Below are 25,887 nucleotides of genomic sequence, written 5' to 3'. Positions count from 1 at the left end.
AAAAATGAAAATCGCCTTAATTGCACATGATAAAAAGAAAAATGATATGGTACAATTCACAACAGCCTATCAAGCGATTTTACAGGAACATTCGCTGTTCGCAACAGGAACAACAGGAACGCGTATTTCAGAAGCAACAGGTTTGAAGGTTCACCGCTTTCAATCAGGACCGCTTGGAGGAGATCAGGAGATAGGAGCTTTAATTGCTCAAAATGAAATGGATATGGTTATTTTTTTCCGCGATCCGTTAACAGCTCAGCCTCATGAACCTGATATTTCAGCTCTGATGCGCCTATGTGACGTCTATGCGGTTCCTCTTGCAACGAATATGGGAACAGCAGAGATTTTAATTCATGGACTTGAACGAGGCGATTTGCATTGGCGTTCAATTATAAAAAAATAGGGTGAAGATAATGAAAGAAACAATAGATATCCTTGCCTTTGGTGCTCATGCCGATGATGTAGAAATCGGCATGGGTGGAACCATTGCAAGAATGAGTGAACAAGGTTTGAAGGTAGTTATTTGCGATTTGACGCAAGCTGAACTTTCTTCAAATGGAACGATTGAAATTCGAAAACAAGAAGCGTCTAAAGCTGCTGATGTCTTAGGTGTTCATGAGCGAATTCATCTGCATTTACCAGACAGAGGTTTGGTTTTAAAGGCAGAGTATATAGCTGAAATAGCATCAGTCATTCGCACGTATCAACCAAGGATTATATTTGCTCCTTACTTTGAAGATCGTCATCCTGATCATGGAAATTGTGCGAAGCTTGTAGAAGAGGCCATGTTTTCCGCTGGCGTTAAAAATTATATCGATTATAAAAAGCAAAAAGCTCATCGTGCTGAGTCTCTTTATTTCTATATGATAAATGGATTTCATAAGCCAGATTTTATCGTAGATGTATCAAGCACGTTTCAAAAGAAAGTAGCTAGTCTAGAGGCTTATGAAAGTCAATTTATAAAAACAGCAGATACGTTTGATACGCCGCTGGTAAACGGATATATTGAAACGGTAGAGAGCAGAGAGCGATTATTTGGCAAAGAAGTCGGGGTAGCATACGGTGAAGGTTTTTTATCTAAAAAACCGATTTTGATGTACGACGATTTAGTAGGTGGAAAATAAATGAAGTTAAAAATTGGTATTACATGTTACGCTTCCGTTGGAGGTTCAGGAGTGGTAGCAACGGAGCTAGGGAAGCTGCTAGCTGAAAAGGGGCACGAAATTCATTTTATTTCCTCTAGCATGCCTTTTAGATTGACGAAAGTATATCCAAATATTTATTTTCACGAAGTAGATGTAAATCAGTACTCCGTCTTTAAATACCCTCCGTATGATCTGGCTTTATCCAGTAAAATGGCTGAAGTGGCTAAAAGAGAAAAGCTTGACATTATTCATACGCACTATGCAATCCCCCATGCTGTTTGCGGGATTTTAGCTAAACAAATGGTGGAGCACGAAGTGAAAATTGTGACGACTCTTCATGGGACAGACATTACGGTTCTAGGAGAGGATCCATCGTTAAAAGACTTAATTAAATTTGGAATTGAGAAATCAGATGCAGTGACGGCTGTATCTCAGTCACTTGTTGATCAAACCCACCATTTGATTAGTCCAGATAAAGAAATTGAAACGATGTATAATTTTATTGATGAACGAGTTTATCATAAAAAAGAAGTACAGTATTTAAAAGCGGAGTATGGCATATTAGAAAATGAAAAAGTCGTTATTCATATTTCAAACTTTCGTCAAGTCAAACGAGTTACAGATATAGTCAAAACATTTGCTATTATTAATAAAAAGCTTCAGTCTAAGCTGCTCCTTGTAGGAGACGGCCCTGAAATGACGGTAGTGTCTCAATTAGTAAGAGAGCTAAATCTTCAAGATTCTGTGTTATTTCTTGGAAAACAAGAAAATGTAGCAGAACTATATTCGATTAGCGATTTAAAACTGTTATTATCTGAAAAAGAAAGCTTTGGGCTTGTGCTTTTAGAAGCTATGGCCTGTGGTGTTCCATGCATCGGAACAAATATAGGCGGAATACCCGAAGTAATTGAACACGAAAAAACAGGATATATTTGCGAAGTGGGAGACGTAGAAGAGGCAGCGAGCAAAGCAATTCAGCTACTTGAAAATGAACAGCTGCATCACCAAATGAGGGAAGCGTCTCTAAGCGCAGTTAATCATAAATTTCATTCAACAGAGATTGTGAGTCAATATGAAAAACTTTATTATAAATTGGTACAGGGTTGAAGAATGGAGGACGTTATGAAAGAACCGTTCATTCATCCGCTTTATATTATTGAAAAACTGGAGACAGCCGGTTACGAAGCGTATTTTGTTGGAGGAGCGGTTAGGGATCTCATTTTAAATCGGACGATTGGAGATATTGATATCGCTACGTCAGCTAGGCCTGAACAAGTGATGGAACTCTTTCCTAAGACGATTCATGTAGGAATCGAGCATGGTACGGTTGTCGTTGTCCATGAGAACGAGACCTATGAGGTAACCACTTTTCGCTCTGAGGGAGAATATGATGATTTTCGTCGTCCCTCGTCCGTTACGTTTATTTCGTCTCTGATAGAAGATTTGCAGCGTCGCGATTTTACAATCAATGCAATGGCTATGAATGCAAAAGGAGAAATCGTTGATCCATTTAATGGAAGAGAAGATTTGCGAAATCAGCTGATTCGCACTGTCGGAAATGCTAAAGAACGCTTTCATGAAGATGCTCTTCGTATGATGAGAGCCGTTCGCTTTGTCAGTCAGCTGGCGTTTTCGCTGTCTGATCAAACTAAAAGAGCCATTCAACAATACGGTGAACTGCTGAGGCATGTTTCTATTGAACGCATTACAGTTGAATTCGAAAAAATGCTGAGCGGAAAGCGTCCGTCTTTAGCATTAGCACTTGTAGCAGATACGGAGCTGTATCGCTACTTGCCCCAATTGAATGTAGATCCGCAAAAATTCCGATCTGTTTGTGCACACGATTGGATGATGCTTCAGCGAGTATCGGAGTCATGGACACTTCTGGTACATCTACTCGACATTCAAGACAAGCAGGCATTTTTTAAAAGCTGGAAATTATCTAATAAGCAAATTAAAGATATTCAGCTTCAGTCTATTGGTCTTCGAGACGTTTTGGAAAATGGATGGTCGAAACGCATCATGTATACAATTGGAGAGCAGGCCAGCGTAAGCGTGAATCGTATTTTACAACTTCTTCGAAGCAATGAGCATATGAATGAACATGAGCTTCTTTACATCTATAGCGAGCTGCCTATTCATTCTTTAAAAGATTTAGATATAAATGGTCAAGATCTCTTAGTGTGGACAGGTAAAAAGGGTGGTCCATGGGTGTCTCAACTGTTAAAAGAAATTGAGGAGAAAGTTCTATACAATGAGTTAATGAACACGAAATCTTCAATAAGAAAGTGGGTGCAGTCTTGCAGTCAGATATAAGAAGAACGCTGCTTGAAATGTTTACGAACGCAGATGGGGACTATGTGTCCGGCCAAAAGATCAGCGATTTATTAGGCTGTTCAAGAACAGCTGTATGGAAGCATATCGAAGAGCTGCGAAAAGACGGCTATGAACTTGAAGCTGTTCGTAAAAAAGGCTATCGCATTGTTGGGAAGCCGAACAAAGTAAGCAGCAACGAGCTTTTATTAGGGCTCCAAACAACAAAAATCGGTCAGTATATTCATTATGAGGAAAGCGTGCATTCTACTCAGAAAATTGCTCATCGAATCGCTCAAGAAGGAGCAAAAGAAGGAACGGTTGTAGTTGCTGAAGAGCAAACTGCAGGGAGAGGAAGACTTGATAGAGCTTGGTATTCCCCAAAATATACTGGTGCCTGGATGAGTATTATACTGCGTCCTTCTATCCCTCCGCAGCAGGCTCCTCAGCTGACTCTACTATCAGCAGTGGCTGTTGTACAGGCCATTCAAGAAGTGACGAACCTTTCTCCAGACATTAAATGGCCTAATGATGTTTTATTAAATGGGAAGAAGCTAGTTGGGATTTTAACAGAAATGCAGGCTGATTTTGACCGGATTCATTCGGTCATCATTGGAATCGGCATCAATGTGAATCAGCAGGAAACGGATTTTAATGAACAAATCAAACACATTGCCACATCTTTACGTATTGAAAAAGGTGAAGAAATTAATCGTGCAGCTTTGATGCAAGCGTTTTTCTTAAAGTTAGAAACCCTTTACGAAGAATACTTAAAAAATGGCTTTGGTTTAATTAAAGTTCTTTGGGAAACGTATGCGATCAGCATTGGCAAGCGAATTATAGCACGCACGATGACAGCCAACATTGAAGGCTTTGCAAAAGGTATAACAGATGAAGGCGTTCTATTGATTGAAGATGACGAAGGAGTTATACACCGAATTCATTCTGCAGATATTGAGCTCTCTGCTAAAAAATAGTAGAAAAATAAAGGAATTTTTATTATAATACGAGTATCAAGGTAGTATCGCAAGAACTTCACTTGATACTCGTTTTTTTATTTTTAATACGACAATAAATCTGCCTTGATCCATTAAGGACTAGGACAGAGGGATGACGCGTAGGTAAGCACATTAGATAAAGTGTGCTTTTTATAGATGAAGTCTGTCAAAGTCCTTCTTCCTTTTATAGGTAGAAGGACTTTTTGTGTGCAGACGTGCGCTCATCTCCTCTGAGAAGGAGGAGAAAGTTAGTGAAAACAAAATTAGATTTTTTACGTATGAAACAAAACAATGAACCAATTGTGATGCTGACCGCGTACGATTATCCGTCAGCTAAGTACGCTGAGGAAGCAGGCGTAGACATGATTTTAGTAGGCGATTCTCTAGGAATGGTCGTTTTAGGATATGACTCTACGATTCCTGTAACGGTAGATGACATGATTCATCATACAAAAGCGGTTAAAAGAGGAGCTGCTAATACATTTATCGTCACCGACATGCCATTTATGTCCTATCACGTGTCGAAAGAAGACACGATGAGAAATGCTGCTCGCATTATGCAGGAAAGCGGAGCTCATGCTTTAAAAGTAGAAGGAGCAAAGGATGTTCTTTATACAATTTCAGAATTGACGCAAGCTGGTATTCCGGTTGTTGCACATCTCGGGTTAACACCTCAGTCTGTCGGTGTTCTGGGCGGTTATAAAGTGCAAGGGAAAGAAGCGAAAGAAGCAAAACAGCTAATCCAAGACGCGATCAAGTGTGAGCAGGCGGGAGCTATTGCTGTTGTATTAGAGTGTGTTCCTAAACAAGTAGCAAAACAAGTAGCTGAACGCTTAAGCATTCCTACAATCGGAATTGGAGCAGGAGCTGACACGGATGGTCAAGTACTTGTATACCACGATGTATTAACGTACGGCGTAGAGCGTGTGCCCAAATTTGTTCAGTCATTTGCGAAAATAAATGAGCCTATTTCACAAGGGCTTTCACAGTATGTAAGTGAAGTGAAAAAAAGAGAGTTTCCGAAAGAAGCACATACTTTTTCAATGAAAGAAGAGCAGTTAACAGCACTGTACGGAGGGAAATAAGATGAAAGTCATTACAACAATTAAAGACATGCAGCAGGAGATGAAAAAAGAAAAGCAGCTTGGACATTCAATTGGATTTGTCCCGACGATGGGCTATTTGCATGAAGGCCACGCTACTTTGCTTGGAGCAGCTCGCACAGAAAATGAAGTAGTGGTGCTAAGTATTTTTGTGAACCCGACTCAATTTGGACCAAATGAAGATTTTGATACGTATCCAAGAGATTTTGAACGTGATGAGCGCGTGGCAAAAGAAGCTAACGTCGACTATCTATTTTATCCTTCATTAGAGGAAATGTATAAGTCAAGCCGTTCAGTTGCTATAACCGTGACAGATCGTGTAGACGTATTGTGTGGACAGAAGCGCCCCGGTCATTTCGATGGAGTAGCTACGGTACTAACAAAGCTTTTTCACATTGTAACTCCAGATCGTGCATACTTTGGTAAAAAAGATGCGCAGCAAGTTGCTGTAGTAGATGGCTTAATTGAAGACTTTAATTTCCCCGTGGAGCTTAGAGCAGTAGACACGGTGAGAGAAGCAGACGGATTAGCTAAAAGTTCTCGTAACGTATATTTAACAGATAAAGAAAGAGAAGAGGCACCTGTTTTATTTAAGAGTTTACAAACCGCTCTGCAGCTTCTTGAAAGCGGAGAGAAGCATGTAGAAATCCTTAAAGGGACCATTCGAAAAGAAATTGAGCAACATACGAGCGGTAAAGTGGATTATATCGAGGTTTATACGTATCCAGAGCTAAAAACGATTAAGCAAGCCGCTGGCAAAATCATTATTGCTTTAGCTGTTCAATTCTCTAAAGCCCGTTTAATTGATAATGTAATTGTAGACGTACAGGGGGATAACTAAATGTTTCGCACGATGATGAATGCCAAAATACACAGAGCTCATGTAACTGAAGCCAACTTAAATTATGTTGGGAGCATCACCATTGATGAAGATATCATTGACGCAGTGGGAATCGCAGCAAATGAAAAAGTCCAAATTGTAAACAATAATAACGGAGCTCGCTTGGAAACGTACGTGATTCCCGGCGAACGCGGGAGCGGTGTAGTTTGTTTAAATGGAGCTGCTGCAAGACTCGTGCAGCCTGGAGATATTATCATCATTATCTCTTATGCGCTCGTAGCAAATGAAGAAGTAGCTCACCATCATCCAACCGTAGCGATTATGAATGAGCAGAATAAAATCCAACAATTGCTTAAACAAGAACCAGCTGGTACAATTCTATAAGAACAGTCCCCCTTTATGAGGGGGATTTTTATTTGAATACATACGCTAGTAAGTGAACGGTATAAACCTCTATACACACTAAAGTAAAACTTCTATGTATGAAAGCCTCTCTGTTTTTCACGAGAAGGAGTTGCGCTTTTAAAGCATATAGAGCAGGCTTTCACTTTATACTATAAAAAGACAGACTTGCGAGGTGTTGACCGTGAATAAACGCTTTGTTGTGGTAGATCTTGAAACGACGGGACATTCTCCAAAACAAGGAGATAAAATGATTCAATTTGCTGCTGTCATAGTAGAAGACGGCAAAATTGTTGAACGTTTTTCTAGTTTTTTAAATCCGAGTATGGATATTCCGCCTTTTATTACACAACTAACTAACATTCAAAATGATATGGTGAAAGATGCGCCTTTATTTGAAGAAATTTCACCTAAAATTATAGAATTGCTAGATGATGCTTATTTTGTTGCACATAATGTGGCATTTGATTTAACTTTTTTACAAGAAGAACTCTATCAGTGCGGAAGGGAGACGCTTTATAATTCAACCGTAGATACCGTCGAACTGGCCCGGATTCTGCTGCCTACAGTTGATGGGTACAAACTTAGCCAATTAGCTGAGTATTTACATATTGAACATGAAAACCCTCATCAAGCAGATAGTGATGCAGAAGTAACGGCACGTATTTTACTATTACTAATTGAAAAATTAAAGAAGCTACCTCTAACAACTTTAAAGCAGCTGTATGCGCTAAGCTTGCACTTTAAAAGTGAAATTGGAGAACTGATTCAACAAGTTATAGATGATAAAAGCTATGCCGAGGATGATTCTTATGAATTTATACATGGCATTGCGCTAAATAAATATCAGCCGCATTCAGCTAATGAAAAGCAGCACTCTCATACTTACGAAATATTTGAAGCTGAAAAGCAAAAGCTGTTCCATCAGGCTCTGCCATTGTTTGAAGAACGAAAAGGGCAGTGGGAGATGATGAACTTTGTACAAGAGTGCTTTGCAGGTAATGAGCATGCTTTAATTGAAGCCGGGACCGGTATTGGTAAAACCTACGCTTATTTAGTTCCTGCTGTGTTTTATGCTTCTGTTCATCATCAACCAGTCATTATCTCAACTAACACGGTAACGCTTCAGCAGCAAATCATCGAAAAAGATGTGCCCATTCTAGAAAAGATTGTTCCGTTTCCTGTTACAGCAGCTGTTTTAAAAGGAAGAGAACACTACATTAGTATAAGAAAGTTTATTCAGCTCTTAAAAGAGCGCAATAATAATTACGATGCAATCCTTACAAAAGCGAAGCTGCTTATTTGGCTGACGGAAACGGAAACGGGCGACAGCGATGAAATAAACCTGCCTTCTGGCGGCAAACTTTTTTGGGAACAGCTAAATGAAAGCAATCCGTCTCCAAGTGACTTTAAGCATCCTTGGAAACTTTATTCTTTTTATGAACGAGCGCAGAACAGAGCGCAAAATGCCCATATAGTAGTGACAAATCATCGCTTGCTGTTGATGGATGTGATGAGTAATCATGAGCTGCTGCCTGAGTATGAACAGATTATTATTGACGAGGCTCATCACTTAGAAGACATTGCTGGAGAAGAGCTGGGGGAGCGCTTAGATTATTTTGCGGTTCATGCGCTATTAAACCGAATCGGAACCATTCAAGACAAAGGGCTGTTAAAAAAAATTCATCATACGTTTGTAAAATATAGCATCGAGCTTAACACTGAATTTCTTCAAAACCTGTTTGTACAGCTTCATTCTGAGTGCGATGACTTATTTCGTTTGATTCATTCTTTTGTCCAAAAAAGAATCGGCAATCAGCAGGGTGAGATTGGAAGAAGCAGCTATCGATATAAAGTGGAAAAAGAGCATGGGCATTACTGGACGGCTATTCAAGAAGCAGCGTCGCGCATTCGTTTTTTAATTCACGATCTTTTTACATGGAATGATGGGGCAAGACATTCTTTTGACGAACTATATGACAAAGTCACAAAAAATGAACAGTCGTCTCTTCATGAATTTCAAACGGCTGTTAAAGGATTTGAACACATCTCTCAGCAAATAGAAAAGCTTTTGTTCAAACAGCAGAGTCATCACGTAACGTGGTTTGAGATTGAACCAAAAGGAGCAGCGAATGCTACGTATATCTATAGTCAGCCTACTTCCATTGCCGATACGCTGGCTGATGAATTTTTCGCCAAGAAACAAAGCGTTATTTTAACATCGGCTACATTGACGGTGAATGGAACATTTGATTATTTAATTCAAGAGCTAGGGTTATATGACTTTCAGCCTGCTCAACTCATTCTCCCTTCTGAGTTTGATTATGAGAAGCAAGCTAGAGTCTATATTCCTCAAGATATGCCTGCTGTTAACGAAGTATCATTATATGAGTATAGCGCTATGATGGCAGAAAGTATTCTTGACGTAGCTAAAGTAACAAATGGTCGTATGCTGGTGCTTTTTACTTCATATGACATGTTGAAAGCTACGTATGGTTATTTAAAAGAGTTAAACGATCTTGAAGAGTTTGTACTGCTCGGTCAAGGAGTCACAACTAGAAATCGTAATAGACTGCTAAAGGACTTCAGCCAGTTTGAGCATTCCATTCTATTAGGTACAAATAGCCTGTGGGAAGGAATTGATCTGCCAGGAGATTTATTATCATGTCTCGTAATTGTCAGACTTCCTTTTTCATCTCCAAATCAACCTCTGCTGACAGCTAAATTTGAGCAGATGAAAAAAGAAGGAAAAAGTCCTTTTATGAATTATTCACTTCCTCAGGCCGTTATCCGTTTTAAACAAGGATTTGGACGGTTGATTCGTTCGAAAAGTGACCGAGGAGCTATATTTATTTTTGATAATCGTATTACGCGAACAGCATATGGTTACCATTTCCTTCACTCACTTCCAAAAGTCCAGGTTGTTCAAAAAACGTTTTCGGATGTCTTACTGGACTACAAAGAATGGTGGAATGAAAAGACTTGAGCATACGCTTAAGTCTTTTTTTTATGCATACTGTTTCTTCACTTGAGAGACGATAGTAATATACTATGATAAGCAAATGAGGACAGTGTATGATTAAAATATTAATAAGTGCCGTACTGTTTTTTAGTTTTATGAACTGTTCGGTTTCAGCAGCCGTCATTAAAAACGTAGATTTTGGTTTACAAGCTGATGAAGTAGTGATCAGCTTTTTACCTCTTTCAGCTGGAGAAGCGAGTCTGATTCAAGACGGAAGCGGTGAGACTATTTTGATAAATACCGGGAATGCATCTTCCTATCCGGAGCTAAAGAAGTGGTTGAAGCGATATAAAGTGAAAAAAATCAACCAATTAGTGATTACAAAGCAGCAAAAGTACTATGATTCAAATGTTCAGCGAGCTGTGAATGATTATCATATAGAACGTATTATTGTCCCCGCTCAGTACCAGGCGGAATTTCAAACAGAGAAGTGGAAAGAAAATGATTTATTTCAGTTAACAAATAATATACACGTTGATGTCTTGCATGCATCGAAGCAAAAAATAGCGGCTATGGATCTATTATTTACGATCGGAGAACATCGGATTCTATATGCAATGAGCAGCTCAGATGAAGTAGAAGAAAAGTTTTTACGCATTCCTCTTACCCATGTAGATGTATTGAAAATTCCTGATTTTGGAGAGGGAACGTTTTTTTCGAATGCATTTTTGAAGCAATTAGATACACAGCTTGCGGTTGCGTTTATGAAACCAGGCCGTTCCTATTCCCCTCGACTGCTTTCAAATTTAACAGCTGAATGGATTGAATTATATGATGTAAGAGAGGGGAGCGCTTACTCTATTAAAATGTCCCTAAAATCCTATGATGTGATGAAATTTTCTGCAAAATAAACAAATTTCCTTTTGCAAAAAGAGGTAAATTCCTTATAATATTATATATGTTTACTTATTTATTCGGTTTTTACGCAAAACGTACAGACGGGATTGATGAGTGAAAAAGATGACGATGGTTTTTGATACCTGTTATAATACGGATATCGTCATTTTTGCGTCGTGATAGACGAGCTAGGAGGTTTACAATGGAAAGCAGGATTGAAGTATTATCAACTGTCCGCGTGGAAAATTCCTCGGATTTATATAAAATTGTTGATAGTTTGAATCGCACGTTGAAAAAGCAAGATTTGATGTTCGGATTAGCGTTAGATGAAGAAGATCAAAGCAAAGCTGTATTTACAATTTATCGTACATAAGTAGGGATTTTATGAAAAAGTTAATTATTGTAGCCGTAGCTGCTGTGCTTTTAATTATCGGGGGCATTTCTTTTAGCATTTATCACTCGTCCGTGAAGGATGTGCAGTCTGCTGAGGAAAAAGCAGCATCCCAAGCAAAAAAAGAATTTAATTTGAAATCTGTTACAAGCACCCAGCCATATTTCGGCAATCATGCATTTTATGTAGTAGAAGGTACAAACCGAAGCAATCAAAAGGTAATTGCTTGGATGCCTAAAAGCAAAAAACAAACAGCTGTTTTAAAGAAAGCAAGCAGCGGGATCACAAAAGAAAAAGCCATTTCTATTGTGAAAAATGATAAAAATCCGCAGGAAATTAAGTCGGTGCGCCTAGGCATTGAAAAGAAAAAGCCGCTGTGGGAAGTAACATATGTGGATAAAGATAAGAAACATTTAACATACTATTATCTTGATTTCTCTAGCGGTGAATTTATAAAACGATACAGCTTATCTCAATCATAAATCGTTTATACCATATGAAATGCCATATGTGTCATAATATAAGATTTCAGCGCTTTATGAAAATGAAGCCAATTTTTTATCTATAATCAGCCCGCGGGCTGATTATAGCTTTAGTTCATAGGGGGAGATTTTAGTGAAGTTAGCAAAACGTGTATCAGCATTAACGCCATCATCAACATTAGCGATTACAGCAAAAGCGAAAGAATTGAAAGCGGCTGGTCATGATGTGATTGGACTTGGAGCAGGGGAACCTGATTTTAATACGCCGCAGCACATTTTAGAAGCGGCTGTTACAGCAATGAATGATGGTCAGACAAAATATACGCCAGCAGGCGGCCTTGCACCATTAAAAGAAGCGGTAATTCAAAAATTCAAACGCGATCAAGGCCTGACGTATTCACCTTCTGAAATTATTGTTTGTACAGGTGCTAAGCACGCACTGTATACGTTATTTCAAGTTCTGTTAGACGAAGGTGACGAAGTGATTATCCCAACTCCTTACTGGGTAAGTTATCCTGAGCAAGTAAAGTTAGCAGAAGGTGCACCAGTATTCGTTGAAGGTTCTGAAAATAACGAATTTAAAATCACACCTGAACAATTAGAAGCAGCTATTACTGCTAAAACCAAAGCTGTTATTATCAATTCACCAAGCAACCCAACAGGTATGATTTACACAAGAGAAGAGCTTCAAGCTTTAGGAGAAGTTTGCTTGAAGCACGATATTTTTATCGTATCAGATGAAATTTATGAAAAGCTTGTGTATGGTCAAAATGAACATGTATCGATTGCACAGCTTTCACCAGCATTAAAAGAAAAAACAATTATCATTAACGGTGTTTCTAAGTCACATTCCATGACGGGCTGGCGCATTGGATATGCGGCTGGTGATGCTACAGTTATTAAAGCGATGACAAACCTAGCGAGTCACAGCACGTCAAATCCAACATCTATTGCTCAATATGCAACAATTGCTGCTTATAACGGCACTCAGGAGCCGGTGGAAATGATGCGACAAGCTTTTGAAGAGCGTCTCAACGTAATTCATGAAAAGCTGATTAACATTCCAGGGTTCTCATGCTTAAAACCACAGGGTGCTTTCTACTTATTCCCTAATGCAATTGAAGCTGCAAAATTAACTGGTTTTGATACAGTTGATGCATGGGTAGAAGCTATTTTAGAAGAAGAGAAGGTAGCCCTAGTTCCTGGATCAGGATTCGGTTCACCTGAAAACGTACGTCTTTCTTATGCTACATCACTAGATTTGCTAGAAAAGGCATTGGAACGAATTCAATCATTCATGACTCGTCATATGAAATAAAAAAGATTATATTTAAAAACAAAAGAGCCTTTTAGCACAAATTACACGTGTTAGAAGGCTCTTTTTGTTTGTTACTTGTTATTATGTTTGTCGAAATGTATAATAGGATGGCATACATAATTACGAAATGTAAGTTTTTTGGAGGGATATTAATCGTGAAAATTACGATTTCAGAAGCAAGCAAGCATGTAGGAAAAGAAGTAACAATTGGTGCTTGGTTAGCGAATAAACGTTCAAGTGGTAAAATTGCCTTTTTACAGCTGCGCGATGGATCAGGATTCATGCAAGGAGTAGTTGTAAAAGCTGAAGTAGAAGAAGAAACTTTTAAATTAGCTAAATCTATGACGCAAGAATCATCACTATATGTAACAGGTGTGGTACGTGAAGATGAGCGCTCACCGTTTGGCTATGAGTTAACAGTTACAAGCCTTGAAGTTATTCATGAAGCTGTTGATTATCCAATTACGCCAAAAGAACATGGAACAGAGTTCTTAATGGATAACCGTCATTTATGGCTGCGTTCTAAACGTCAACATGCCGTTATGAAGGTTCGTAACGAAATTATTCGTGCAACGTATGAATTCTTTAACGAAAACGGGTTTACAAAAGTAGATCCTCCAATCCTAACAGGAAGTGCTCCTGAAGGAACAACAGAATTATTCCACACGAAATATTTTGACGAAGATGCATATCTTTCTCAAAGTGGCCAGCTTTATATGGAAGCAGCGGCAATGGCGCTTGGAAAAGTATTTTCATTCGGTCCAACGTTCCGCGCTGAAAAATCTAAAACGCGCCGTCATTTAATTGAGTTTTGGATGATTGAACCAGAGATGGCTTTCTACCAATTCGAAGATAACTTGAAAGTACAGGAAGAGTATGTGTCTCATGTCGTACAGTCTGTTTTAACAAACTGTAAGTTAGAGTTAAATGTACTAGGCCGTGATACATCTAAGTTAGAACAAATTAAAGCGCCATTCCCTCGTATTTCCTACGATGAGGCTCTTAAATTCTTACATGAAAAAGGGTTTACAGACATTCAGTGGGGAGATGACTTTGGAGCACCGCATGAAACGGCTATTGCAGAAAGCTATGACAAGCCGGTATTCATTACACACTATCCAACGTCATTAAAACCATTTTATATGCAGCCAGATCCAACAAATGAAGACGTAGTATTATGTGCAGACTTAATTGCACCAGAAGGCTACGGAGAAATCATTGGAGGCTCTGAACGTATTCATGATCAAGAGCTTTTAGCTCAGCGTGTAGAAGAGCACCAACTAGATACAGAAACGTACAAGTGGTATTTAGAGCTTCGTAAGTATGGCTCAGTTCCACATTCAGGATTTGGTTTAGGCCTTGAGCGTACGGTAGCATGGATTAGCGGCGTAGAACACGTTCGTGAAACGATTCCATTCCCACGCTTATTAAACCGTTTATACCCGTAAGGAAGTAAAAAAAGTATTCTGACTTTTATAGTCAGGATACTTTTTTAGCTTTTTTTATGAATCATAAAAAGAAAAGAAAAACGAGGCTTTTACTTATATCACAAGGAAACAAAGGTAAACATAGAAGAGAGTCTAACTTAAAAGGGAGTTGCAATTCTCGAAAAAATAAGTTAGTGTAATATTCTTGGAAGGAAGTCATCGTTCGTATATATTTTATATGTGCAGAGCAATGGTACGGTTTCAGCGGAAAGTTTTACATAGAAGCTTTTTTAGCTTCGAATAATTATTACTTTGATTATAAACTTCATGATATACTAACTACTGAGGTGTTCGGATATGAAAAAAGAAACGTTAATTGAATGGTTTGAACAAGGCACAGTTTCAATTCCGAAGCTGCTGTTTAATCACTATAGCGATTTGGGAATGAACGAAACGGAATTCATGACGTTAATGCATATTTATGTTTCCATTGAAGGCGGTGAAGGTTTCCCGACACCTAACGAATTGGCGGCAAAAATGAGTATTTCAAGTGCTGTCTGTATGGATACGCTGCGAGCATTAATTCAGCGCGGCTTTTTATCTATTGAGCAAGATCAACAGCAAAACGCCCTTATTTGTGAACGTTATTCATTAAAACCGCTTTGGGAAAAGCTTATTCATCATATGATGCACGAAACAAGAGAAGTAGAAAAAAGCGAAGAAGAACAAGAAGAGCTTAATTTATATACAATGTTTGAAAAAGAGTTTGGCAGAGCATTGTCTCCGTTTGAATGCGAAACGCTAGCGATGTGGATTGATCAAGATCATCATGATCCCATTATTATTAAAGCGGCACTAAGAGAGTCGGTGATGTCTGGAAAATTAAACTTCCGGTACATTGATCGTATTTTATTTGAATGGAAGAAAAATGGCATTCAGACCATTGATCAAGCCCGCAAGCATAGCCAAAAATTTCGTCAAAATCAACAGCCCAAAAAACTATCTTCTGTTAACTCTTCTCAGTCTACATCAGCCATTCCTTTTTTTAACTGGCTAGAGCAATGACAGGATAAAAAGCTGCTTCAAGATCCAAGTAATTGAATCTTGAAGCAGCTTTTTTAAAAGAGTATGGACAAAAGTAGCATTTGACAGGAACCCTATTGTAAAATAGGAGGGAACTACCTGTAAGAAGAAGGAGAACTAGTATGTTAACGTTAAAACAAATCAGACAGTGCCTAGATGCTATGGCAGAAATGTTTCCTGACGCCCACTGTGAGTTAAATCATCGGAATCCCTTTGATTTAGTCATTGCTGTGGCGCTATCTGCTCAGTGCACAGATGCTTTAGTCAACCGCGTAACAGCGGATTTATTCAAGAAATATCAAACGCCTGAAGACTATTTAGCCGTTTCGTTAGAAGAGCTGCAGCAAGATATTAGATCAATCGGCTTATATAGAAACAAAGCTAAAAATATTCAAAAGCTCTGCCGTATGCTCATTGATGAATACGGAGGAGAAGTTCCAAAAGATCGTGATGAGCTGACCAATCTTCCAGGAGTAGGGCGTAAGACGGCTAATGTTGTTGTATCCGTAGCTTTTGGAGTACCGTCAATAGCAGTAGATACGCATGTAGAACGTGTAAGTAAACGCCTTGGAATTTGCAGGTGGAAAGATTCCGTTTTGGAAGTAGAAAAAACGCTGATGAGAAAAATTCCGAAAGATGAATGGTCCGTTACGCATCATCGGCTTATCTTTTTTGGACGCTATCACTGTAAAGCACAGTCTCCTCAATGTCATGTCTGCCCGCTTCTTGATCTTTGCCGAGAAGGCAAGAAACGAATGAAAGGAAAAGAGAAGAAGACAAATGTTACCGATTGAAGTGCCGTCACATTTCATATGCGAACCATTTTATTCAAAAGAAGATCGGGTTCTTGAAACAGATAAAAAAAATGGAAGAAATTATTTTGCTTATGATATTTTATACGATGTACATAAAGAAACGAAAACACCTTGGAGGGATGTTCAAAAGAACATACGGCCATTTTTTGAAAAGTGGGAAACTCAAAAGGAAGAACTGTATACACTTTTTTCTCAGCGAAAAGCAAAAGAAGCAGCGCCTTGTATGAAACAAGCTGCTGCTATGTATATTAGTTTACTGTTTTGGATTAATGGACAGGCCGTTCGGCGTTTAAATCGGCTGCAAGAAGACATAGCGGACCTAACCTATAAGCCTATTAACTGTGCTGAGAGACTTATGTTTTTGCTGCAGCGAGTTTCTTCTTATCAAGCGTATATTCAGCTGACAGAATTATTTAATGAGCTGCGTAAGCAGTATGCAAAAATGCTTATTCTTCACAAGAAATAAAGCCCCTACACGTGTAGGGGCTTTTTACTGCTACGTTAATTTTCAGTTGTTGGCTCTTGCTGCGGTGTAGCAGGTGTTGACGGCGTCGATGGTGTAGCAGGGGTTTGTGGTGTTTGACTTCCTGAGTCACTTCCACCGTTGTCTGCTGGAGGAGGAGTTGTGCCTCCGTTATTATTGTTGTTGTTGCTGCTATTACCATCGTTAGCATTGCCGCCATCATTATTGTTATTATCGGTATTGCCGCTATTGTTACCGCCGTTATTGCTGCCATTATTGCTGCCATTATTGCTGCCATTATTGTTGCCATTATTGTTGCCATTATTGTTGTTTTGGTTATCATCCGGCTGAGTAGATGAATCGTCACCTTGATCAGAGCTGTTGTTTTGATCAGTGTTGCTATTGTCTTCATTTTGATTATCGTCCGTTGTTCCGTCATCTTCAGGCTTAGTAGAATCATCTTCGGTAGCTTGATCTGATGAATCAGGGACTTTTACAGAAGAACTAGCGCTTTCGCCCGTATTTGTTGTTACGGTGAAACTATACGTTGCGCCTGGTGCTGGATTGGAAATTGTCTTTCCACCGGCTCCTGCGCCAGATGCGAGTTGTTCAGAACCGTTAGGAGATGACATTGTGACTGTAAAGGTCGTATCACTGGCTGCGTTTGAAGCTGACCAGTTAACTGAAATTGCTCCTCCGCTATACGAAGCAGTAATTTTTGGCTTCACATCTTTATTGTCTTTTTTCTCTTTTTTGTCCTCTTTTTTATCTTCTTTCTTTTCTTCTTTTTCTTTCTTCACAAACGTTTGAGATACTTTTGTCGGTGCAGTACCGCGTACAAAGTATTCCTTAGTAATTAAGCTCGAAGGAGTAGAGCCGCTTGGGCGTTTTAAGTCTTTGCCCGTTGGTTTTTCCACGGAACGTTCAACTACGCTGTCCGGCTGCTTGAAACTTCCTTTAGGTTTGCCTTCAGAAATATGAGTAATAACATGCTTAAAGATATTTTTTGCCATGCCTGTTTCATTAGGACTTAAAATATAGCCGTCTTTAGGAGTTTCATAGCCTGTCCATACGGAAATCGTATAGTTAGGCGTAAATCCATTAAACCAAACGTCTTTTTCACCAGCGTCTGGAATATTGTATCGTTGCTTGTCTGCCGCACTAAAGTTTGAAGTTCCCGTTTTACCCGCGATTTCTAATCCTGGTGTACGAACAGCACGAGCTGTACCATATGATTCGTTTACGACAGATTTCATCATGTCCGTCATCATAAATGCCGTGTAATCCTGCATTGCGCGTTTTGGTTTTGGCGTTAAATCAATTTCTGTTCCATCAGGGAATTTTACCTTTGTCACTGTATGCGGTGCATTGTACATACCTTCATTTGCAAAAGCGCTATAGGCTCCAGCCATTTGTAGAGGTGTAACACCTGTACGGAATCCTCCGATAGAATAAGATTCAGAATAAGCTTCGCCGTCTTCTTCGTCTAATTTTAGCCCAAGGCCCGTAGCGAACTCTTTTGCTTTGTCCGCACCGGTTGCTTGAAACGCTTTTAAAGCAGGGATGTTCAATGAGCGCCCTAAAGCTTCACGCGCTGAAACCCAGCCTTTATAGTTTCGTCCGAAGTTTCGGATTGGCGTGCCGTTTGAATAATGATATTCTTCATCTTTTAGCGGTTGTCCAGTGGACCACTTTAAGTTCTCAATCGCTGGACCGTAATCTAAGATCGGCTTAATTGTTGAGCCGGGCTGGCGTCTCATATTTGTTGCAAAGTTTAAGCCGCCTGATACACGATTACGTCCGCCTCCAATTGCTTGAATACCGCCTGTTTCATTATCTACAACGACAAGACCTGCTTGGAATTTATCGTTCGGGAAGTTGACTACTTTGTTATTCATCACATCATCCACATAGTCCTGAGCATTAGTGTCAAGCGTTGTATAAATTTCTAAGCCCGCAGAAAATGGATCCGCGTCTGTTTTCTTTTTTACTTCCTCGATTACTTGATCAATAAATACATCGTACTTAGATGTTGATTCAGTTTGTTTAGCTAAGTGAGCCTGTACATCTACTTGTTTTGCTTTGTCGGCCTCGGCTTGTGTAATGAAGCCGTTTTTAGCCATTAAGTTTAATACTGTGTTACGGCGTTTAGTAGCATTCTCTGGGTTTGTAACTGGGTTATAAGTAGTTGGCGCTTTTGGTAAGCCTGCCAACATAGCAGCTTCATCAAGAGTTAAATCTTTTACGCTTTTAACTCCGTAAAATTTCTCAGCTGCTCGTTCAATACCGTATACTTCACCTGATGCGAAATATATTTTGTTTAAATACATTTCAAGAATTTGTTGCTTCGAATATTTACGCTCAAGCTGGTAAGCTAACCACATTTCTTGTACTTTACGTTTAACCGTCTTCTTTGGTGATAAGAACGAATTCTTTACCACTTGCTGAGTAATCGTACTACCGCCCTCAGCACCGAAGCCGTTTTTAAAGTTCGCCATTAATGCTCCGCCAATTCGGTAAAAGTCGACGCCGTGATGTTTATAAAAACGAACGTCTTCCGTAGCGATAAATGCGTTTTTGACGACTTGAGGGATTTCATCGTATTGCACATATGTACGTTTTTGAGCTCCAATTTCTTTTACAACTGTCTTTCCATCGTTTGCATATACTTTAGATGAAAAAGAGTTTTTTAATACCGAGTCATCAACTTTTGGAGCATCGCTTATCATAGCAAAAAAAGTTCCCACTCCGGCAATGAGCCCGATGATTCCTATCAGTAAAACTGCGGCAACAATTTTACGAAATAGGCCTCCTTTTTTCTTCTTTTTCGGTTTTCCTTGAGATTTACCTTCTGGTTTGTTGTCATTCATAGCTCTTCGTCGTTCTTCACGAGAGCGATAATTATCTGACATAAAAACTCCTACCTTTCAACGCATTGTAAGAGAATGATTTCCGTAAACATATATATCATACTCTTAAAAGTATAATTTATCTATAGTTTTTATGTAATCGATTCTCGGATGGTAACCAAGTTCGATGAAATGTCCTTTTTTTTCAATATCTGCCTTAGGGATTGATTTTCGTCCATCTTTTTTCATGGAATCCCAATAAGGAAAAAGGAACTGTGCTTCGAACAAGTATATTTCTTGTAAAGTAGAGAACATTAATATAACGAAACAAATCCCGTTTTGTTTCACAATTTGCTTCATATGTTCAATTTGATGTTCATGAAAATTACGCAGCGGAAATGAGGTTTTATTTCTCGTTTCTTTTGCTTCAAAGTCAAGGTGTTTTCCTTTATAGACTCCATTATAGTCTGTAGTAGAAGCCTGTTTAAAATAAGCTTCTTTAATAACAGCGGCACTTCTCTTCGGATAGTCTACTTTTACAATTTGAACAGGGGTTGGTTTTTTGTGAACAATGGCTATTCCTTTTGAAACATAGTATTCGTTTGTTTCGTTTAAATCGTCCTCCAGCGTCATACCACGATTGCTATAGCTAGCTTCTAGCTTTTTAGGGGAAGGACTGCTGGTATTCAATGGCTTATAGGCCTTTCCGTTAGGATAGCGAATCATAACCATCACTCCTTTAGTGTAAATCTATTAAACAAACAAATTCTATTATACCAAATCCTACAAATAAAAATAGATGAAAGAAGATGAAGAGATGTCACTCAATAGTTCGGAACAAGCACTGTTGACGGCGATTAAAAAAACCACAGACAAGCTGAATATTGATAATATATCAAGAACCCAGGCTTATGCAACTTTTTATCATAGATATCCTGAAGTAAAGTGGGCATTTCTCGCAAGTATGGTGTCACGAAACGCAGGATGGAATATGTGTGATTTGCAAGGGAAAAACATGAAAAAAGCGTTATCAAAGCAAACGCGCGATTTATTATTTTTGACGTATGAAAGAGCAAATTGGCTTATTTTTAAAGATGTCTTCCCGCAATTACTATTGTATGCTGTTTCGCGTAAAAAACATGTCTCTTACGTTCATTTACTTCCCTATTTAAGTGTTTCATCTTTTATCGAAGAGCAGTGGAGACAATTTATGCAGAGACCTTGTGAACTGCAGCTTATTCATGCGTTAATTGTGAATGAGCAGCATGTTATTCAACAGCCCGTTATTGAACAGCCTTTTTATCAAGATAGAGTGTTTAAAAGTACGCTGTTTTTTTTTCAAGATATATTCCACTTTAGTTCCGTCCTTTTTCCTACTACAACAGGGGAGCTATACGGTTGTTCTGTTCATGATTTTACAAAAGTAAATAATCGGATTGATTTGGGAAAGAAATTAGCGGCTTTATTATTTCATGAAAAGTATTATCCCTTGTTTTATGAATTTTCTTTGAAAACAAAGCATACGGGTTCGAGATACGATTATGAGCAGTATTTTGTGAATGAAACCAGTTGCCATACACCTGCTCTTCGAAAGGTGTATCCGGCTATTAGACATCATGAAAAGAAGAGAGAAGAGTGGTTTTTAACGAAAAAAGAGGAACAAAAGCTTATGAAAAAGCCGTCTTTTCCAAAGAAAGTTCATTTTACAAAGTGGTATCTTCAAAAGCAAAAGCAGCTGTATATATTAATGAAACTAGCGCAAGTATTTAATGTAAATAAAAACGGTCACAAGTGACCGTTTTGTTCTTAAGTAGAAGGCTGGTTAGGACCGTTTAACTTTTTAGGATCACCGTAGGTTTTTGTTTCAGGCTTATTTTTAGGCTGTGATTTTTGCTGTTTGTTGGCCATATCTAGGCACCTCCTATCATGCTGTAATAAACGTTCAGCAGCGGAATGTATCTGCTTAGCTGAAATGTCTATACTAGTGTTTTCAATATGTTCACTTTCGATTCACCATAAACGAAAATGTCGAAAACATCTTTCTTTGACGAATAGAAACTAGTTTTGTCATGTGTGAAGGGACAATGAAGAAAAGAGAGAATACGTTATGCAAAGGAAAATTTGGAGGGATGGCGATGAAACAAAGTATGGTTAAAACAAGCGAAATGATGACTTTATTAGATAGCTTACTAGAGCAAGTAGATTTAGTGGATAAAACGATGTCTACATCTATAAATGAAGCATTTACACATTGTGAAGAAACATATATGGAACAAGTTCATCGCATTGACCAATCACTGCAAGAAATTGAAGTAGCTGTGTATGAAAGCATGCCTTCCGAAACAGAATGGAATAGAAGCCGAAGAGAAATGGTTCTTCATACAGTATAAAGACTGTTTATGTTACAATAGTCATCGTAGAGGTGACGAATAACGATGAATGAAGATGTGAAAAAAAGTACGGAGATCATGTTTCAATATAATGAAGTAGCTGTAGAACGATTAGCGTCTATTCAACAGGAAGAAAATTATGAAGTGAAATTTTTTGAAGAAGTAAAGCCTTATGGAGATATTTTCTTCAAAGAACTTGATGAATGGGCTAGTCTCGTAACGGAATGGCTGAAGAAAGAGCGACCAAAATATATTCATGTTAATCAAGTAGAGACGTTAAAAGAAAATTTACAAAACGTTGTACTACAGTCGTTTTATCCCGAGACGCGAGAAAAGCGATTTAAAAAGATGTATCACTCAAATAAGTATGTGCTCGAGTCGATATTGAATAATTAATCCCGGCCTTCCGTTGAGACTTATAAGGTGGGGATTTTCTATGTATGAGATTGTGACAAAAGTATTTTACACGAAATGAAAAACGAACTATCGATCAAAACTTTTGATTCGTAGTTCGTTTTTTTTGATGAGAAGCATAGGTTTCATTTGTTTTGTTCCTTCTAGCAGTTGATTGGAGATCAACTGCGGTGTCATAAGCGGTTCAGCTCATGTATCCCATTTGTTCGTCTCAAGATTGGATTCATTTTGTTATGTCCCAGCCTCTTTTTATCATATCAATCAAAGTCTTTTTGAGATTGGATAGAAACAGCTGGGTGATCTTGTGAAGCGACTGTATCGATATGATAATCAACTTTTTCAGTATGTTTAGAAGCAACGGCGTTATTTGTTTTAGTTGCTGCACTTTGGCCTTGCTTTTTATGATCAAAATGTTTTCCACGACTCATGAGATAGACCTCCTTTATTGAATACTACGTTAAAGCTTTTATAGTATAAACAAGTCAAAAAAGAAGTATGTGTCCACTTTATAGGAAACAAAGAAACCACCGATTTCTCGGTGGTAGTAAAAAAATTAATCATCTTGTGCACTAAAATCGGGCTTAGTAGCTCCAATTTGTTCGAGTTCACGTACAGCGGCTTTGTAATTCATAGGAGTTAAAAAACCTTTTAAATACTGCTGCTGAGCAAAATCGAGTAATTCATTACTTGACTGCGGCTCATACTGTTTCACCGCAATAAAAGCTTCTTGAAGTTCGTTCACATACATGTAAATTCCCTCCTAATCCCCATTTGTGCCACTACGTATCGTAGTATCACTTGTTCTTATCGTACCATATATTTAAATAATCTCGTTTTTTTGAAAAATTTAAACTTTCGACAGAAACCTACATATTTTTGAATTTGTTTTCCAAAAGTACAAGTAGACGAACGTCACCTCTTATTTCTGCATACATACTATATATTATGTAATATTAAAAAGGAGGTATTGATTTTGCATGTATACAAGTAAGCATTATCCGTATTATGAGCAACATCAACCAGAACGTTTTGATTTAAGTCAGGTACATCCATTTCCGCAGTATCATCAGCAGCCATGGACGGAAGCTTATATGCCGCAACATCCGTACGCTCAGCAACAAATGCCTTTTGGTCCTCAGCAAATTCCCTACATGAACGGAATGTACCAGCAGCCCATGTACAATAATGCAGGTGCGCCTTTTAATCCATACCCTAAAGCTCAGCAACAAAAGCCTCAGCCTTCTCAATTTCAGTCATTAATGTCTCAGTTTAAATCGAGTGATGGCAATTACGATATGAACAAGATGATGAATACTGCGGGGCAGATGATGGGAGCCATGAACCAATTAACATCCCTAGTTAAAGGGTTTTCCGGGATTTTCAAAGTATAAGGACTAGAAGGTGTTTTCTAGTCCCTGCTTATTATTTTTTCTTTTGATTTTTCAAATAGGTTTCTCCAAGAAGTGTAAATACTTCATTGTAAGTTAATCCAGACTGAGCATTTAAACGTTTGACTTCTTCGACATCTGTTGTTGATGAAGTTGAAATTTGATGCTTGCTTTTTTTCATAAAACCTCTCCTTCTCTATGTAAAATGAATAACATCCCATCTTAGTATATTTCCAAATGTGCCCCTACTATAAGTGGAAAAAAAAGCCGAAGACACTCATGGTTCTTCGGCTTTTTTTGCAATAAAGATGAGCGTTTAGAGAAATTAAGAACGACGAGAGCGGCGAGTTCCACGAGAAGAACGGCGTGAACGACGAGAAGAACGGCGAGAAGAGCGGCGAGAAGAGCGGCGAGTAGAACGGCGAGAAGAGCGGCGAGAAGAGCGGCGAGAAGAGCGGCGAGAAGAGCGGCGAGAAGAACGGCGAGAAGAGCGGCGAGAAGAACGGCGAGAAGAACGGCGAGAAGAACGGCGAGAAGAGCGGCGAGAAGAACGGCGAGTAGAACGGCGAGAAGAGCGGCGAGAAGAACGGCGAGAAGAGCGGCGAGAAGAACGGCGAGAAGAACGGCGAGAAGAACGGCGAGTAGAGCGGCGAGAAGAACGGCGAGTAGAACGGCGAGTAGAGCGATGAGAAGAACCACGAGAAGAACTACGAGAAGAACGACGAGAAGAACCACGAGAGGAACTACGAGAAGAACGGCGACGTCTTGTCAGAGGGCCGGCAGTCGGCTCTTGAAACATAAAAGATTTTAATTCTGTACACTCCAGGGCCTCTGCAGCTTCTTTAATTTTTTGAGCTGTAATATGCAATTAAAAAACCTCCTATATATTGGACTAGGTATTGTCTTAATAGGATACGTTGCAGTATTGATTTTTGATATAGGGCAAAAGTGGAATTTACATAAATAGTTGATAGGATGAGGTATCACGGTGAATTTGAGGTTCATATAATTTATTAATTGAAGAAAGGTGGTCAAGTAATGAAACAAAAAGAAATTCCTCAATACGCTTTGTTTGTAAATGTAAAAGATTTAAAAGAAATGCACAGAGACATTTGGTCAGAAGAAGTCGTTCAGGCAACGATGAAATTTAACAAAAAGCGTTACGATATTGATTTGTTGCTAAGAGGCTCACATATTCGTAAGATGAAGAAAAAGTCATATTATATTGAATTTTATTCCCCAAAAATCTTTCAGTATTCTAAAGAAATACATTTGAACGCTGAATACAAAGATCCATCCCTTATGCGCAACAAATTGTCCCTCGATTTTTTCTCCTCCTTAGACGTTTTATCTCCTCACTCTCAGTTTGTTACCCTCACGATTAATGGGAAAAACGAAGGAGTGTATCTTCAGCTTGAATCGGTAGATGAACTATTTTTGAAAAAAAGAAATTTAGCGGATGGATCCATATTTTATGCAGTGGACGGAGATGCTAATTTTTCTTTAATGAGTGATTTGGATAAAAAGCCGAAAACATCCCTATTATCAGGTTATGAAGATAAAGTAGTGAAACAAGGAGATAAGGAAAAATTAGAACAGTTTATATTTAATGTTAATACATGGACAAATACAGAATTCGAACAGAATATTGAGAAGTATCTAAACGTCGACCGGTACTTATCTTGGTTAGTTGGTATTATTTGTATGCAAAATTATGACGGTTTTGTTCATAATTATGCTCTCTATCGAAACCATGACAGTGGACGCTTTGAACTGATTCCATGGGATTATGATGCGACTTGGGGAAGGGATGTAAATGGAAAAGTAATGGAAGGAGATTATGTCCGTGCACAAGGATTCAACACGCTTACAGCTCGTTTGTTGGCAGTAGATGGAATTAAAAAGCGTTATATTAAAAAGATGAACAATGTTCTAAATAATCAATTTACAGTGGAATATATGAAGCCCATTGTCTATCAAATGCACGAAGAGCTTAAGCCTTATATTTTGAAAGATCCTTATGTAAAAAATAATATAGAACAATTTTATGAGGAGCCGGCATTTATTTTATCTTTTATAAAAGACCGAACAGCATATATTAAAAATAATCTTCTCACTTTTTAGATACCATAGAATGATAGGCAAAAGTGGAATTTGTTAATAATAGGCGAATGTACGAAATCAATAGCTGTACATGATACGTATA

Annotated in this window: 29 protein-coding genes; 22 read left to right on the top strand and 7 right to left on the bottom strand. The window is 38.6% G+C overall.

The window, feature by feature from the left end; all coding sequences use genetic code 11:
* Positions 1-4: 4 nt before the first annotated feature.
* The 17 genes from mgsA (at position 5) to POF52_RS08035 (ending at position 16,643) form a co-directional block, all read left to right on the top strand.
* Entirely contained in the window at positions 5-403 is a 399-nt protein-coding gene (gene mgsA, locus POF52_RS08115; protein WP_013056092.1) for a methylglyoxal synthase, read from the top strand.
* Between the two features lie 10 nt (positions 404-413).
* Positions 414-1,124 carry a bacillithiol biosynthesis deacetylase BshB1 gene (gene bshB1, locus POF52_RS08110; RefSeq protein WP_176583869.1) on the top strand — a complete coding sequence of 237 codons (711 nt, stop codon included), beginning with the start codon at positions 414-416 and terminating at the stop codon, positions 1,122-1,124.
* Positions 1,125-2,252 carry an N-acetyl-alpha-D-glucosaminyl L-malate synthase BshA gene (gene bshA, locus POF52_RS08105; protein ID WP_013056094.1) on the top strand — a complete coding sequence of 376 codons (1,128 nt, stop codon included), beginning with the start codon at positions 1,125-1,127 and terminating at the stop codon, positions 2,250-2,252.
* A 15-nt stretch (positions 2,253-2,267) separates the two neighbouring features.
* Positions 2,268-3,461: a CCA tRNA nucleotidyltransferase gene (locus POF52_RS08100; RefSeq protein WP_271991744.1), complete on the top strand. Its 1,194-nt coding sequence runs from the start codon at positions 2,268-2,270 to the stop codon at positions 3,459-3,461.
* Positions 3,446-4,435 carry a bifunctional biotin--[acetyl-CoA-carboxylase] synthetase/biotin operon repressor gene (locus tag POF52_RS08095; protein WP_013056096.1) on the top strand — a complete coding sequence of 330 codons (990 nt, stop codon included), beginning with the start codon at positions 3,446-3,448 and terminating at the stop codon, positions 4,433-4,435. Before POF52_RS08100 ends, POF52_RS08095 begins: the two co-directional genes overlap by 16 nt.
* 272 nt (positions 4,436-4,707) lie before the next feature.
* The gene (panB, locus tag POF52_RS08090; protein ID WP_271991741.1) at positions 4,708-5,541 is read left to right on the top strand and encodes a 3-methyl-2-oxobutanoate hydroxymethyltransferase; all 834 of its coding nucleotides are present in this window, start codon (positions 4,708-4,710) and stop codon (positions 5,539-5,541) included.
* A gap of 1 nt (position 5,542) precedes the next feature.
* Positions 5,543-6,400 carry a pantoate--beta-alanine ligase gene (gene panC, locus POF52_RS08085; protein WP_271991738.1) on the top strand — a complete coding sequence of 286 codons (858 nt, stop codon included), beginning with the start codon at positions 5,543-5,545 and terminating at the stop codon, positions 6,398-6,400.
* Positions 6,401-6,784 (top strand): aspartate 1-decarboxylase, encoded by a 384-nt coding sequence (panD, locus tag POF52_RS08080; protein ID WP_013056099.1) that lies wholly within the window; start codon positions 6,401-6,403, stop codon positions 6,782-6,784.
* A gap of 202 nt (positions 6,785-6,986) precedes the next feature.
* Complete coding sequence (gene dinG, locus POF52_RS08075; RefSeq protein ID WP_271991733.1) at positions 6,987-9,788, top strand: ATP-dependent DNA helicase DinG; 2,802 nt, start codon at positions 6,987-6,989, stop codon at positions 9,786-9,788.
* A gap of 89 nt (positions 9,789-9,877) precedes the next feature.
* A complete protein-coding gene (locus tag POF52_RS08070) occupies positions 9,878-10,675 on the top strand; it encodes a hydrolase (protein ID WP_271991731.1) in 798 nt (265 codons plus the stop codon).
* A gap of 188 nt (positions 10,676-10,863) precedes the next feature.
* On the top strand, positions 10,864-11,034 hold the full coding sequence (locus POF52_RS08065) for a YpmA family protein (RefSeq protein WP_013056102.1): 171 nt from the start codon (positions 10,864-10,866) through the stop codon (positions 11,032-11,034).
* An 11-nt stretch (positions 11,035-11,045) separates the two neighbouring features.
* The gene (locus POF52_RS08060; protein WP_025749368.1) at positions 11,046-11,534 is read left to right on the top strand and encodes a cell wall elongation regulator TseB-like domain-containing protein; all 489 of its coding nucleotides are present in this window, start codon (positions 11,046-11,048) and stop codon (positions 11,532-11,534) included.
* Between the two features lie 133 nt (positions 11,535-11,667).
* Positions 11,668-12,852: a pyridoxal phosphate-dependent aminotransferase gene (locus tag POF52_RS08055; RefSeq protein ID WP_074678386.1), complete on the top strand. Its 1,185-nt coding sequence runs from the start codon at positions 11,668-11,670 to the stop codon at positions 12,850-12,852.
* A gap of 155 nt (positions 12,853-13,007) precedes the next feature.
* Entirely contained in the window at positions 13,008-14,300 is a 1,293-nt protein-coding gene (gene asnS, locus POF52_RS08050; RefSeq protein ID WP_074678384.1) for an asparagine--tRNA ligase, read from the top strand.
* Positions 14,301-14,636: 336 nt separating this feature from the next.
* Entirely contained in the window at positions 14,637-15,344 is a 708-nt protein-coding gene (locus POF52_RS08045; protein WP_271991720.1) for a DnaD domain-containing protein, read from the top strand.
* A gap of 140 nt (positions 15,345-15,484) precedes the next feature.
* A complete protein-coding gene (gene nth, locus POF52_RS08040) occupies positions 15,485-16,156 on the top strand; it encodes an endonuclease III (RefSeq protein WP_098621477.1) in 672 nt (223 codons plus the stop codon).
* Positions 16,143-16,643, top strand: a complete 501-nt coding sequence (locus tag POF52_RS08035; RefSeq protein WP_271991715.1) for a YpoC family protein — start codon at positions 16,143-16,145, stop codon at positions 16,641-16,643. Before nth ends, POF52_RS08035 begins: the two co-directional genes overlap by 14 nt.
* A 35-nt stretch (positions 16,644-16,678) precedes the next feature.
* Here the strand turns inward: POF52_RS08035 and POF52_RS08030 are convergent, their stop codons facing one another.
* Both POF52_RS08030 and recU read right to left on the bottom strand, forming a co-directional pair.
* Positions 16,679-19,552 carry a transglycosylase domain-containing protein gene (locus POF52_RS08030; RefSeq protein ID WP_271991712.1) on the bottom strand — a complete coding sequence of 958 codons (2,874 nt, stop codon included), beginning with the start codon at positions 19,550-19,552 and terminating at the stop codon, positions 16,679-16,681.
* A 63-nt stretch (positions 19,553-19,615) separates the two neighbouring features.
* Positions 19,616-20,215, bottom strand: coding sequence for a Holliday junction resolvase RecU (gene recU / locus POF52_RS08025; protein WP_271991709.1), 600 nt, complete (start codon positions 20,213-20,215; stop codon positions 19,616-19,618).
* 73 nt (positions 20,216-20,288) lie between these two features.
* Here recU and POF52_RS08020 point away from each other — a divergent pair, with 73 nt between their 5' ends.
* Positions 20,289-21,284: a DUF2515 family protein gene (locus tag POF52_RS08020; RefSeq protein ID WP_271991706.1), complete on the top strand. Its 996-nt coding sequence runs from the start codon at positions 20,289-20,291 to the stop codon at positions 21,282-21,284.
* A gap of 11 nt (positions 21,285-21,295) precedes the next feature.
* On the opposite strand, the gene POF52_RS31155 is transcribed toward POF52_RS08020, so the two are convergent.
* Positions 21,296-21,397 (bottom strand): hypothetical protein, encoded by a 102-nt coding sequence (locus POF52_RS31155; protein WP_016763465.1) that lies wholly within the window; start codon positions 21,395-21,397, stop codon positions 21,296-21,298.
* 227 nt (positions 21,398-21,624) lie between these two features.
* On the opposite strand from POF52_RS31155, the gene POF52_RS08015 reads away from it, so the two are divergent.
* Both POF52_RS08015 and POF52_RS08010 read left to right on the top strand, forming a co-directional pair.
* Complete coding sequence (locus tag POF52_RS08015; RefSeq protein WP_013056112.1) at positions 21,625-21,879, top strand: hypothetical protein; 255 nt, start codon at positions 21,625-21,627, stop codon at positions 21,877-21,879.
* 45 nt (positions 21,880-21,924) lie between these two features.
* Positions 21,925-22,275: a YppE family protein gene (locus tag POF52_RS08010; RefSeq protein WP_013056113.1), complete on the top strand. Its 351-nt coding sequence runs from the start codon at positions 21,925-21,927 to the stop codon at positions 22,273-22,275.
* A gap of 275 nt (positions 22,276-22,550) precedes the next feature.
* Here POF52_RS08010 and POF52_RS08005 read toward each other — a convergent pair whose 3' ends face one another.
* Together POF52_RS08005 and POF52_RS08000 are read right to left on the bottom strand one after the other, a co-directional pair.
* Positions 22,551-22,721 carry a hypothetical protein gene (locus POF52_RS08005; RefSeq protein WP_013082336.1) on the bottom strand — a complete coding sequence of 57 codons (171 nt, stop codon included), beginning with the start codon at positions 22,719-22,721 and terminating at the stop codon, positions 22,551-22,553.
* A gap of 125 nt (positions 22,722-22,846) precedes the next feature.
* Positions 22,847-23,041 carry a YppF family protein gene (locus POF52_RS08000; RefSeq protein WP_013056115.1) on the bottom strand — a complete coding sequence of 65 codons (195 nt, stop codon included), beginning with the start codon at positions 23,039-23,041 and terminating at the stop codon, positions 22,847-22,849.
* 229 nt (positions 23,042-23,270) lie between these two features.
* Here POF52_RS08000 and POF52_RS07995 point away from each other — a divergent pair, with 229 nt between their 5' ends.
* Complete coding sequence (locus tag POF52_RS07995) at positions 23,271-23,684, top strand: YppG family protein (protein ID WP_013056116.1); 414 nt, start codon at positions 23,271-23,273, stop codon at positions 23,682-23,684.
* 31 nt (positions 23,685-23,715) lie between these two features.
* Here the strand turns inward: POF52_RS07995 and POF52_RS07990 are convergent, their stop codons facing one another.
* Positions 23,716-23,862 (bottom strand): hypothetical protein, encoded by a 147-nt coding sequence (locus POF52_RS07990; RefSeq protein ID WP_016763466.1) that lies wholly within the window; start codon positions 23,860-23,862, stop codon positions 23,716-23,718.
* Between the two features lie 144 nt (positions 23,863-24,006).
* Entirely contained in the window at positions 24,007-24,549 is a 543-nt protein-coding gene (locus POF52_RS07985) for a CotG/ExsB N-terminal domain-containing protein (protein WP_271991691.1), read from the bottom strand.
* A gap of 170 nt (positions 24,550-24,719) precedes the next feature.
* On the opposite strand from POF52_RS07985, the gene POF52_RS07980 reads away from it, so the two are divergent.
* Positions 24,720-25,805 carry a CotH kinase family protein gene (locus POF52_RS07980; RefSeq protein WP_047930939.1) on the top strand — a complete coding sequence of 362 codons (1,086 nt, stop codon included), beginning with the start codon at positions 24,720-24,722 and terminating at the stop codon, positions 25,803-25,805.
* The last annotated feature ends 82 nt before the right edge of the window (positions 25,806-25,887 follow it).

This window comes from Priestia sp. AB (genome assembly GCF_028369225.1).
GTDB classification, from domain to species: Bacteria; Bacillota; Bacilli; order Bacillales; family Bacillaceae_H; genus Priestia; species Priestia megaterium.
This window is presented reverse-complemented; position numbering and strand designations above follow the sequence as displayed.

Coding starts and splice junctions, on each gene's coding strand:
- mgsA (WP_013056092.1), top strand. CDS start 5: ATGAAAATCGCCTTAATTGCACATGATAAAAAGAAAAATGATATGGTA.
- bshB1 (WP_176583869.1), top strand. CDS start 414: ATGAAAGAAACAATAGATATCCTTGCCTTTGGTGCTCATGCCGATGAT.
- bshA (WP_013056094.1), top strand. CDS start 1,125: ATGAAGTTAAAAATTGGTATTACATGTTACGCTTCCGTTGGAGGTTCA.
- POF52_RS08100 (WP_271991744.1), top strand. CDS start 2,268: ATGAAAGAACCGTTCATTCATCCGCTTTATATTATTGAAAAACTGGAG.
- panC (WP_271991738.1), top strand. CDS start 5,543: ATGAAAGTCATTACAACAATTAAAGACATGCAGCAGGAGATGAAAAAA.
- panD (WP_013056099.1), top strand. CDS start 6,401: ATGTTTCGCACGATGATGAATGCCAAAATACACAGAGCTCATGTAACT.
- POF52_RS08070 (WP_271991731.1), top strand. CDS start 9,878: ATGATTAAAATATTAATAAGTGCCGTACTGTTTTTTAGTTTTATGAAC.
- POF52_RS08065 (WP_013056102.1), top strand. CDS start 10,864: ATGGAAAGCAGGATTGAAGTATTATCAACTGTCCGCGTGGAAAATTCC.
- POF52_RS08060 (WP_025749368.1), top strand. CDS start 11,046: ATGAAAAAGTTAATTATTGTAGCCGTAGCTGCTGTGCTTTTAATTATC.
- POF52_RS08045 (WP_271991720.1), top strand. CDS start 14,637: ATGAAAAAAGAAACGTTAATTGAATGGTTTGAACAAGGCACAGTTTCA.
- nth (WP_098621477.1), top strand. CDS start 15,485: ATGTTAACGTTAAAACAAATCAGACAGTGCCTAGATGCTATGGCAGAA.
- POF52_RS08035 (WP_271991715.1), top strand. CDS start 16,143: ATGTTACCGATTGAAGTGCCGTCACATTTCATATGCGAACCATTTTAT.
- POF52_RS08030 (WP_271991712.1), bottom strand. CDS start 19,552: ATGTCAGATAATTATCGCTCTCGTGAAGAACGACGAAGAGCTATGAAT.
- recU (WP_271991709.1), bottom strand. CDS start 20,215: ATGATTCGCTATCCTAACGGAAAGGCCTATAAGCCATTGAATACCAGC.
- POF52_RS08020 (WP_271991706.1), top strand. CDS start 20,289: ATGAAAGAAGATGAAGAGATGTCACTCAATAGTTCGGAACAAGCACTG.
- POF52_RS31155 (WP_016763465.1), bottom strand. CDS start 21,397: ATGGCCAACAAACAGCAAAAATCACAGCCTAAAAATAAGCCTGAAACA.
- POF52_RS08015 (WP_013056112.1), top strand. CDS start 21,625: ATGAAACAAAGTATGGTTAAAACAAGCGAAATGATGACTTTATTAGAT.
- POF52_RS08010 (WP_013056113.1), top strand. CDS start 21,925: ATGAATGAAGATGTGAAAAAAAGTACGGAGATCATGTTTCAATATAAT.
- POF52_RS08005 (WP_013082336.1), bottom strand. CDS start 22,721: ATGAGTCGTGGAAAACATTTTGATCATAAAAAGCAAGGCCAAAGTGCA.
- POF52_RS08000 (WP_013056115.1), bottom strand. CDS start 23,041: ATGTATGTGAACGAACTTCAAGAAGCTTTTATTGCGGTGAAACAGTAT.
- POF52_RS07995 (WP_013056116.1), top strand. CDS start 23,271: ATGTATACAAGTAAGCATTATCCGTATTATGAGCAACATCAACCAGAA.
- POF52_RS07990 (WP_016763466.1), bottom strand. CDS start 23,862: ATGAAAAAAAGCAAGCATCAAATTTCAACTTCATCAACAACAGATGTC.
- POF52_RS07980 (WP_047930939.1), top strand. CDS start 24,720: ATGAAACAAAAAGAAATTCCTCAATACGCTTTGTTTGTAAATGTAAAA.